This is a genomic window from Microcoleus sp. Pol1C5, assembly GCF_036701115.1.
GTDB lineage: Bacteria > Cyanobacteriota > Cyanobacteriia > Cyanobacteriales > Microcoleaceae > Microcoleus.
Genome location: NZ_JAUBQE010000006.1, coordinates 1 through 10,456, shown reverse-complemented (window position 1 = coordinate 10,456; position 10,456 = coordinate 1). Strand labels below are relative to the sequence as shown.

General features: G+C 45.9%; 10 protein-coding genes. 6 read left to right on the top strand and 4 right to left on the bottom strand.

Annotated features, from left to right (window positions below):
• A partial coding sequence (locus QUA23_RS04940) for an Ig-like domain-containing protein (RefSeq protein ID WP_333110307.1) occupies positions 1 to 1,784 on the top strand: 1,784 nt, incomplete at its 5' end.
• Between the two features lie 128 nt (positions 1,785 to 1,912).
• Here QUA23_RS04940 and QUA23_RS04935 read toward each other — a convergent pair.
• Together QUA23_RS04935 and QUA23_RS04930 are read right to left on the bottom strand one after the other, a co-directional pair.
• Positions 1,913 to 2,869, bottom strand: a complete 957-nt coding sequence (locus QUA23_RS04935) for a glycosyltransferase family 2 protein (protein ID WP_333074481.1) — start codon at positions 2,867 to 2,869, stop codon at positions 1,913 to 1,915.
• A gap of 101 nt (positions 2,870 to 2,970) precedes the next feature.
• Entirely contained in the window at positions 2,971 to 3,942 is a 972-nt protein-coding gene (locus QUA23_RS04930; RefSeq protein WP_333074479.1) for a glycosyltransferase, read from the bottom strand.
• A gap of 186 nt (positions 3,943 to 4,128) precedes the next feature.
• Here QUA23_RS04930 and cobU point away from each other — a divergent pair, with 186 nt between their 5' ends.
• The 3 genes from cobU to QUA23_RS04915 all read left to right on the top strand — a co-directional run bounded on the left by cobU (position 4,129) and on the right by QUA23_RS04915 (position 7,551).
• A complete protein-coding gene (gene cobU, locus QUA23_RS04925; protein WP_333074477.1) occupies positions 4,129 to 4,704 on the top strand; it encodes a bifunctional adenosylcobinamide kinase/adenosylcobinamide-phosphate guanylyltransferase in 576 nt (191 codons plus the stop codon).
• 277 nt (positions 4,705 to 4,981) lie between these two features.
• Complete coding sequence (locus QUA23_RS04920) at positions 4,982 to 5,404, top strand: hypothetical protein (protein ID WP_333074475.1); 423 nt, start codon at positions 4,982 to 4,984, stop codon at positions 5,402 to 5,404.
• A gap of 77 nt (positions 5,405 to 5,481) precedes the next feature.
• Positions 5,482 to 7,551 (top strand): AarF/ABC1/UbiB kinase family protein, encoded by a 2,070-nt coding sequence (locus QUA23_RS04915; protein WP_333074473.1) that lies wholly within the window; start codon positions 5,482 to 5,484, stop codon positions 7,549 to 7,551.
• A gap of 79 nt (positions 7,552 to 7,630) precedes the next feature.
• On the opposite strand, the gene QUA23_RS04910 is transcribed toward QUA23_RS04915, so the two are convergent.
• Entirely contained in the window at positions 7,631 to 8,740 is a 1,110-nt protein-coding gene (locus QUA23_RS04910; protein WP_333074471.1) for a hypothetical protein, read from the bottom strand.
• Between the two features lie 379 nt (positions 8,741 to 9,119).
• Complete coding sequence (locus QUA23_RS04905) at positions 9,120 to 9,428, bottom strand: hypothetical protein (RefSeq protein WP_333074469.1); 309 nt, start codon at positions 9,426 to 9,428, stop codon at positions 9,120 to 9,122.
• Positions 9,429 to 9,470: 42 nt separating this feature from the next.
• On the opposite strand from QUA23_RS04905, the gene QUA23_RS04900 reads away from it, so the two are divergent.
• Positions 9,471 to 9,872, top strand: a complete 402-nt coding sequence (locus QUA23_RS04900) for a CHAT domain-containing protein (protein ID WP_333074648.1) — start codon at positions 9,471 to 9,473, stop codon at positions 9,870 to 9,872.
• 131 nt (positions 9,873 to 10,003) lie between these two features.
• Entirely contained in the window at positions 10,004 to 10,399 is a 396-nt protein-coding gene (locus QUA23_RS04895; protein WP_333074468.1) for a tellurite resistance TerB family protein, read from the top strand.
• Positions 10,400 to 10,456: the final 57 nt, after the last annotated feature.

The window sequence follows — 10,456 nt, the reverse complement described above, 5'->3', positions numbered from 1 at the left end:
CAGCTAAGGATGCTGCGGGTAATGTTTCTGGGGCTTCAACTCCAGTTAATCTCACAATCGATGCCACAGCATCCACAGTACCTACAATCACTACTGCCGCTGGTACAACAAACGATGCAACTCCGACTGTGACGGGAACTGCCGAACCTAATAGTACCGTTAATATTTTACAAGGCACAACTGCACTGGGCAGTGCGACTACTGATGCCTCTGGGAATTGGACATTTACCCCCCAGACAGCTTTAACTGATGGTACTTACGCCTTAACTGCGACAGCTAAGGATGCTGCGGGTAATATTTCTAGTGCTTCGAGTGTAGTTAGTCTCATCGTAGACACTGTTGCACCCACAGTACCCACCATTACAACAGTCGCTGGCACAACAGCCACTGGCACTCCGACTGTGACGGGAACTGCTGAAGCTAATAGTACCGTTAACATTTTACAAGGTACAACTTCTTTGGGTACTGCTACGGCGGATGCTTCGGGAAATTGGACTTTTACACCGACAACAGCTTTAACTGATGGTACTTACGCCTTAACTGCGACAGCTAAGGATGCTGCGGGTAATACTTCTACTGCTTCGAGTGTAGTTAATTTGACTGTAAATACTGCACTAACTCCCACACCAACACCAACACCAACGCCCACTCCAACGGTAACACCCACGCCCTCGGTAACACCCGCGCCCTCGGTAACACCGGCGCCCTCAGTAACGCCCACTCCAACGGTAACGCCCACTCCCTCGGTAACACCCGCGCCCTCAGTAACGCCCACTCCAACGGTAACACCCACGCCCTCGGTAACACCCGCGCCCTCGGTAACACCCGCGCCCTCGGTAACACCATCGGTAACGCCAACACCAACAACCAACAACATCCCTAACGATGACTGCATCTGTGATGACCTTGCCTATCCCAACTTAAACCAACCTAACTCAGTTGAAAACACCATACTTGGTGTATCGGGAATTCAAATAGGCACTGCCCAAAACGATGAATTTCTCGGCACTAACAACGGCAATATATTCGATGCCAAATCCGGGAATGATAACTTATATGGTGGAGCCAGTAAAGACATCTTTAATGGCAACCAAGGCAACGACTTCATCACCGGAGGCAAAGGTGACGATATCCTCTATGGAGATGAAGGAAACGACATCGTTCTTGGCGAATTGGGCAACGATTTAATCTTCGGAGGCAAACGCAATGACTTGTTACATGGCCGCGAAGGTAATGACATCATTCTTGGTGATAAAGATGATGATTTCATCGATGGTGGCAAGGATAATGACACCTTATATGGAGGCAAAGGTGACGACATAATTCTTGGTAGTCAAGGTGATGACTACCTGTTTGGACAGTTAGGTTCGGATACTATCTGCGGCGGTGTAGGTAATGATTTGATCGGCGGTAACGAAGCAGCAGATATTCTGGGAGGATGTGAAGGAAATGATACTCTTGATGGAGGGGAAGATAATGATACTCTCCTGGGGGGAAAAGGCTCTGATATCCTTTACGGAGACTTTGGTAATGATAGTTTGATTGGCGGTAGCGGCAATGATATCTTTGCCTTGAAAGCTGGTCAAGGATTTGATATAATCGCTGATTTTACCGTGGGTCAAGATTTGATTGGATTAAGCGGTGGTTTGAGTTTTGGTCAGTTAGCCATAACTCAAAATACTCAGGGAGCTCTCATCAAAAATGTCTTGACAGGAGAGGAGTTAGGCGTGATGATTGGAGTGAGTGCCAATGCGATTACATCTGCTAATTTCATGCTGATTTAGGAAAGGAAGGAAAAGTACGATCGCCGATTCGATCCAAAAGGGCGATCGCACTTAACCCAAATCAACATTTATCGGCGTTCATCTGCGTCAATCCGCCGCCATCGGCGGTTAAAATCCCCTACCTACTATTACGGCAATTTCACTTCTGTCTCCTGAGTGATAACTACTGGTGGCGACAGAGGCGGTTGAGATTCGGCCACATTCAACTGACCGCCACAACAACGCAATTCATAAAGTTTTGCATTAATTTGATACTCATATTGACTCAATAACCTTGCATAAATATAGCCAGCTTTTCCATCCAAAAAGCCGAGCTGAATGAAGTAAAATAAAATAAATCTGAGCATTGGTTTAAAAGGCAGCCGCACCCAAACTTTTTTGAGAAAGCGCTTCCGCTGCACTGCATCTCCAAATAAGTGAGCGCCAATAGTACCGCTGTCGTCGCGCCCTTCAATAATATTGTAATACACGCGAGCTTCCCAATTAGAATAGCGGTTGTGCCGTTCTATCCAGTGAAATAAATCGCGGTAATCCTCGTGGATCATGTCATTTTTTAAGTAGCCGACTTGACCAGCTAAAATAACGTGTTCGTGAACTTCGTTGTCGCCAGTATTGGGGACGGATTCAGTGCCGAGGTTTTCGTAACGTCCTTTTTGATGCTTGAACAAACGCAAATTCCAGTCTGGATATCTGCCGCCGTAACGCAGCCACTGGCCTAAAAAGAAGACTTTGCGGTTGAGGTAGTAGCCGTCAAAATTGGGGTCTTCGATCGCCTGCGCGATTTCGTCCCAAAGTTCTGGCGGAATGCGCTCGTCGCAATCGACAATTAATACCCATTCGTTGCGAAAGGGCAGATTGTCCAAAGACCAATTTTTCTTTTTCGGCCAACGGTTGTCAAAGTAAAACTGCACTACTTTTGCGCCGGTGCTGATGGCAATTTCCACCGTGCGATCGCTGCTTTGGGAATCAACCATGAAAACTTCATCCGCCCTGGCAATGCTGGCCAGACACGCAGGTAGATTAAGTTCTTCGTCTTTTGCCGGAATGAGAACTGAAACCGGAATCTTGGATGAACTAGATGTCATAATCGAGTGCTTGAACCTGAATGCGGTCGAGTTTTTGTAGATGAAGTGCGATCGGCACAGCCGCGCCGACGACTTGAGCAGCGAGGGATATTGCCTATAGCCTAATGCCTGCTGGTCGATTTCGGTGCAAAAATCAGGCCGCGGATGGCTGCGCTCAAATAACCGATTTGACCCCAGGCAAAAACGAAGTTTTCAAAGCGCAGCCCTGGATCTCTAATATATTTAAAAGACTTCCAGACACCCCTCAAGATTCTTTCACCCCCTCGCCCAAGCTGAGCAATACCGTCTCGATCGGACAATTGTTCGCGATAACACTCGCTGATGCCTTGCCACCACCCGCGCTCTAGAAACCAAGCTTTGTTGAGCCTTTCTGCTGCGACATGGTGAAGCACCAGGGCCTCCGGTAGATAAACTACTTGCCAACCTAACTCTAAAGCTAATTCTGTGGTTCGCAACTCTTCATTTGACAGCAACTTTTTGCCGACTCTACCGAGTTTGACATCGAAGCCGCCAATTTGTTCGAGAAAAGCGCGCCGGATTGAGTAGTTTACTCCCCTAGGAGTCAAACCGGCAGCAGTGACGTACAGGCAAGTATCGCCTAAATCGTATGATCCCAAGTTCTGGGCTAATCCCGGTGACAGCCATTCGGGCGGGCTGACTCCAGAAGGCCAGAGCAAATTGACTTTGCCACCAGCTACGGCAAGTTTTTGATTGCTTTGATAAGCCGCCAGCAGCACCCTGAGCCAATTCGGCTCAGCAATAGCGTCGTCGTCGAGATAAGCTAATATTTCGCTGCGAGCTTGCTTAGCGCCGGTGTTCCGGGCTACTGACAGACCGATTTCGGGTTCCCAGACGTACTTGAGGCGCCGATCGCCATGTCTTGCTTCTACCACCTCGCGGGTACGCGAAATCGAACTTTCGGGGCTTGCATAATCGCTAGAAGCGTTATCCACTACTACTACTTCAAAGTTGTCGGGAAAATCCTGTACCAGCAAGCTGTCGATCGCCCCACCTAAATAGGCGGCGCGATTGTGGGTGCAAATAATCGCTGATATCTGAGGATGATCTGGCATAAATAACAGCTTGGGAAATACGGGGGTTCTCGATCGACTTACTCTGATATTGTCTCATCAATGCTATTATCGCTTAAAAAGCATTTGGTAGTTGGCAGTTTAAATGATAATTGGTAATTGGTAATTGGTAATTGGTAATTGTGTTTAATCCTTTGTATCTGACTAATGACTGCTGACTAATAACTAATGACTAACTCAGAACCCACCACATCTAGACAATTAATCTTAGTAACTGGGCCCGCCCGGAGTGGCAAAAGTGAATGGGCCGAAACTCTGGCGGCGGGTTCGGGAAAACAAATAATCTATGTGGCTACCAGTCGCGTTGATGAAGCTGATTTGGAGTGGCTTCGTCGCCTCGATCAGCACCGAAATCGCCGTCCAGTTGATTGGACAACTCTAGAAGTGCCGATCGAATTATCGGCAGTTGTGGGGACCAGCAAGCCCTCAGATTGCTTGTTGATTGATTCCCTGGGAACTTGGACGGCAAATCTTTTGGAACAAGAAGCTGCTGTTTGGGCGGCTACGCAGCAAGATTTGCTAGCCTGTTTGAAGTCGGCGGCGGCTGATGTAATTTTGGTAGGGGAAGAAACCGGATGGGGCGTTGTGCCTGCTTATCCGGCGGGGAGGCTGTTTCGCGATCGCCTCGGCACTCTCGTCCGCCACATCGGGGCGATCGCCGATAATGTTTATCTCGCCACCGGAGGTTACGCTTTGGATCTAAGGGCTCTGGGTACCCCGCTGCCGCCCGTAGCGAAAAATTAACAGCCGGAGTCGCGATCGACAAGAGAGAAAACATCTCGGTTTCCCGATGGACAATTTTAACTGAAAATCAGGTATAATTTCAACTAAGATTGAAGACTAAACAGTCACATAAATTAATCAAAAAACATACTCCCTAGGGGGAACTGCCCAACAATTTGACATGAGGAATAGCCAAATTTTGAAATTATGTAAAAGCTAAAATGTCTCTTAAGAAAGAGTGCTAATTTCAAATTAAAAATCTAAACTAATCAATTAGTTGAAGGGTAGACTAAAAGTTATGGCATCAGATAGTGAAGTAAGAAAATATATTGCTTACTGGTTTCAGTTAGGCAAAAAAGTATTAATTCGCAACGGTTCCGAAGCGCTGCTGCCCAAATCGGTAAATGCCGGCGATCGCTACAGCCAGGAATTTGAAGACTGCTGGCAAAAAATCATCTCCCGCGACAGCGGAGACTGCTACCTCGAAGGCACAAACGAAACAATTGCCCAACTGCTGACACCAGCTTGGGAAATCAGTGACTGCGCGCGCTGCGCTATGCCCGTAGTGTTCAAACAAAACGGAATGCCCCCGGAGTTCTGTCCCTGTAACGACTTACCGAACTGGCCCGATACCGAAATGCCCCAACCCCGATCGCCCGTCAGTAGCCAATCGCAATTGTCAGGCATTCGCGATCGACTCAAAAGATCCAGCGGCGAGTAAGTATATAAGAAGGAAGAAGGGTCTTCTTCCTTAAATTGTTACAATATATTTACAATGCTTCACACTAGGTCTGATTTATGAATGTCAAGACAGTATCGCCAGCCTCCCCGCAAACTTATGTAAATTCAGGGACTCAGGCTGTACTCGGCAATTTCCCAGATGCAAATACAATTCCCCTGCAAGCAGTACCAGTATCACTAGAGACCGAGGTCGTAACGGGCGATCGGCTCAAATCAGCCAGAGACATAGCTTTCGAGTTGGCCGGAGATGCTGTTCGGTACGATCCAGTGGCGATCGCAGCCCTGTACCGAAATCGACCTCTACAAGTCTGGGGAAGGCTGTCGAGCGTTGTTTGGACATTTTTTAGCTTTGCCTTCAGTGTGTGGTTCGACGGCAAAACAGGTCGTACCGCCACCAACCAAAAGCGTCGCGCCGTCCGACTGCGAGAAATTCTGGCCCAACTCGGCCCAGCTTTCATCAAAATCGGACAAGCACTCTCAACACGGCCCGACTTAGTACCGCCAGTATATTTAGAAGAACTAACAACGCTGCAAGACCAACTGCCAGCATTTCCGAACGAAGTAGCATATCAATTCATCCAAGAAGAATTGGGCGCCCACCCCAAAGACATCTACGCAGAAATCAGCCCCGATCCGATCGCAGCAGCATCTCTCGGACAAGTCTACAAAGGCAAACTCAAAACCGGAGAAACAGTCGCAATCAAAGTCCAGCGACCGGGTTTAGCCGAAAACATCGGCTTAGATATCTACATCCTGCGGCGCGTTGCAGTTTGGGCACAAAACAACTTCAAAGTAATTCGCAGTGACCTCGCAAGCATTATGGACGAGTTGGGCGAGCGCATTTACGAAGAAATGGACTACACCCACGAAGGACAAAATGCCGAACGGTTTGCCAAACTCTACGGCCACATCAAAGACATTTATGTTCCCAGCATCTACTGGGAATATACCCGCCGCCGCGTCTTAACAATGGAGTGGATCACCGGCATCAAACTCACGAATTTAGAAGCCGTTAAAGCTCAAGGAATCGATGCTCCTTACTTAATTGAAGTGGGTGTGCAGTGTTCTCTCAGACAACTTCTCGAACACGGTTTCTTTCACGCCGACCCGCATCCCGGCAACCTTTTGGCAACTCCTGACGGTCAATTGGCTTATCTCGATTTCGGGATGATGAGCGAAGTTAAACCTTATCAGCGATACGGCTTGTTGGAAGCTGTGGTGCATTTGGTGAACCGCGACTTTGAAGGTTTAGCAAAAGATTACGTGAAGTTGGAGTTTTTAACGCCTGACACTGATTTAACCCCCATTATTCCAGCTTTGGCGGGCGTATTTAACAATGCTTTGGGTGCTAGCGTTGCCGAACTTAATTTCAAAAGCATTACTGACGAGCTTTCCGCGGTAATGTACGAATATCCTTTCCGGGTTCCAGCTTACTATGCTTTGATTATTCGATCGCTCGTCACGTTAGAAGGCATTGCCATCAACGTTGACCCCGAATTCAAAGTGTTGAGCAAAGCTTATCCTTACGTTGCAAAACGGCTGTTGAGCGACCCCGCACCGGAACTGAGAGCATCCCTGCAAGATTTGCTGTTCAAACAAGGCGAATTCCGCTGGAACCGCTTAGAAAACTTGCTCAACAATGCCCGCGAGAGCGAGGATTACGATGTGAGCAAAATCTTGAACCAAGCTTTAGAATATTTATTTTCCGAAAGAGGAGATTTCATTCGCGATCGTATTGTCCTGGAATTAGTCAAGAGTCTCGACACACTTTCCAGCAACGCTTTCGCTAACGCCAAATCTGTAGTCGGCGAATGGTTTGGAGTCAAGGCAAATCAACCGGTGGTTTCACAAACTGAACAAAAAAACTTAGAACATATCAAGCGGATTTGGGATATTTTGCAATCAACTCCCGGTTTTGACACGATGAAAGTATTGCAGCTACTGCCGCAGTTGTTCGTGAAACCAGAAGTGCAGAACATGGGCCAGAAAGTAGTCGGCGGTTTAGCTCAAAGAGCAGTTGCTAGGTTAATTCGTGAGTTTTTGCTTTCGCAGGAACCCGCTGCGATTCCTGAGAATGGAAGCTATGTTAAAACTTCGCCTCAGTTGTCTTTGCCGGGGGCAAAGTAGTTGGAGTTGGAGTTTTTTTGACCGCAGATATTAGCAGATAAACACAGAGGAACGCAGATGAAATTTCGTCTGCGTTCTTTTAATTAAGCTTGAATCCTTTAGTGGCTAATTGCTGGCGGAGACTCTGAATCATTACGCGATCGAGAGTATTTTCACCACTATTGGTACTAGATTGGCGCTGTTGTTCAATATAGGCTGTACGCTTTTGAGATAAGTCGCGAATTGTCTTTTTAATCGCCTCTCTTTCGGTTTTCTTTCCAGCTACATATGCTCTTTTTTCTGTTAGCGTCATCCCTCGCATGATTTCTGGTAAATTATCATCTGATATTGCCTCTAGTTTAACTGTTCCGTTTTCGAGAGCATCCAGCAAGTCCCAAGAAGCATTATCATAATATTCCGAAGCTTTGGACGCACTACGCGAAGCAAAATTGGCGCCAGAATTACTATCTTCAACAGCCTGACGTTGTTGTCCTATTCTTCCTTCTCTACCGTAGGGAATGTATGTTTGATTGAGTTTAGTATTCCAAATAGAAATTTCGTCGTCGTAAGGGGACTTAATTACCACAGTTTGTTGGTTTTGATTAATGTTGAAGCTACTGCCTTTTGCTAAATTAGCTCCTGATACCCAAAGTTGTCGCTCCTGACTTTCGGCTGAACCACAGTAAATTGTATTAACGAGGGTATCTCCTTTGACAGCGAGATTGACAGATTGATTCCAAACTATTGGGCCTTGATCGAATGGTTCATTACCCGCAATAAAAATCACGCGAAAATCTTCCTGATTTTTACTCCAGTTTAATTCTTGCATTGCCGAACGAATTACCCAGCCAGCATATTCTTGACCGCCGTTGGTTTTGATACTAAATAGCTTTTCGGAAACTAAATCTAATTCAGGAGTAAATCCAGTTAATAATCTGACAAAACCTTCCGAGGAAGGTAAGCTGTCATTACCATAATGGTAAAGGGCAACTTCTAACTCGGGTACTTCGCCATCTTTGGTTACTTTAGTTAAAAAATTAACAATTTGCCAAAGTTGAGTACGAGTCTGGTCAATCAGTCCATCCATGCTATTACTAGAATCTAAAAGGATGGCTATCTGAATTTTTGCTTTGGCGAAAGCTGCTGTGGGAGAACACAAGATAGTTAGGGTTAAAGCTGTAGTGAATAAAATTCTAGTTAGTTTCTGCATGGAATTTTCTGATTTGTTTATAGTCAGGACTGACGCACTCAAGGGGGGGTTTTGCAAGGGTTTAAGATTCTTGGCAACACTTGCGAATGACAGAATTACGTTTTCCAAATTATTATAGTCATTGGATAGTAGATTTGATTGCTGGTGTCAAGTCCCTTGTTACAATATTTTACATTTGTGATTGATTCAGTTACCCAAAGTCAGGAAACGGCAGTGCCGTTTCCCTACAATATTTTTTTGGGTAGGGAGACGGCATTGCCGTCTCCGACCTATGAGTGCAACGGGAATTGATATTAAATAAAAATATCCACAAACAAAAACCCGGTTGCTTGAATAAACCGGGTTTTTATGTATTCGCTCGATTTCAACCCCTCGGCAATTAATTCAAGCTAGGAATGCCACTGGAATCACTAATTATTAGTAGGTTGCTGGGAGTTGCAGCCGGATTAATTAAGAGGCTGTTGTCCTTAGCAGAAGTATTAGCAATTGGGGAAATTGCACTATTAACTGTCGTGCCGTTCAAAGGAATGATTGACTGAGTTTGAGCGCTGGTTAGAGAAATCAACAAGCTGTTTTTGTCGTAGATGAGGATGTCATCATCGGTTTCGCTAAAGGTCATCATGGTTGGGATTGCACCGCCATTTAGCAAGATATCGTCGGGGATAGTATTGGCAGAATTTACTGTCAAACTACCTGGATTAGTCGCTGCTGTTGACGGTTGTAAGCTGAGATTTGCGGGCGCGAGAGTCGTGTTATTTGGCTGACTAACAGAAAAAATGGCAAAAAACCCCGTTTTTTTGGTTGGGATGCGTCCAGGACGATAGGATTTAAGGGCGATCGACCTTACAGCCTTAAGGATGTCGCCACTTTAGCGCTGATGACGCTGTTTTGTCGCAATTTGCGATCGCAGCCAATTAAAGCTGAAGCGCTCAGAAAAGCTCAACTGGCAATGATCCACAAACAAATTTTAATTAAAAACGGTCAATTGCCGGGAACTCAAGGCGCGATCGACCTTACTCAATCGGCACAAGTACCAAATGCAGATTTCTCACGCCCGAAGTTTTGGGCCGGATTCACAATAATTGGCAGTCCTTGGTCAATTAATTGGAGATTTTATATTCACCAGTGGTAAGGTGTAAGGCTAGACGCACCCTATCTTGACTGGCGGCATTTTGCAAAAAGTAAATGTATCCCTGACGACTATCTTTTTATGTCATAAATTTGCTATGAATAGCAAAACTAAACACTAGCGGGGCAAAACCTGTGGCCAAGTTTGATAAAATATTCAATTCAGAAGACAAATCCGAAGCAAGCTTAACTTTAGAAGAATCCGTAGCAGCGGTAGCACTTGTCGCAGCGGAGGCAAATTCCCCTGACACGGATGCTGATATCTTAGAAAGCATACTTTGGGAATCAGAAATATTTGCTGAATACTCGGAAGATGATATGTCAGCAATGTTTCAAAGACTCGCCGGTATTGTTGCCCAAGACGGTTTAGGAGCATTATTTAATACTGCTTGGGAATCCATGCCAGATGAGTTAGTGTTGGATACTTTTGCAATAACTGCAGCAATGTTTGTTGCAGATGGCGAAATATCTGATAAGCACGAGGCTTTCCTCCAAGAATTCCAGCAAGCATTAGACATCTCCGAAAAATAAAATAAAGAGTAGGAAGAGATGGTAAAATATCTTTTTTTCGGGACTGAACATGAGTTC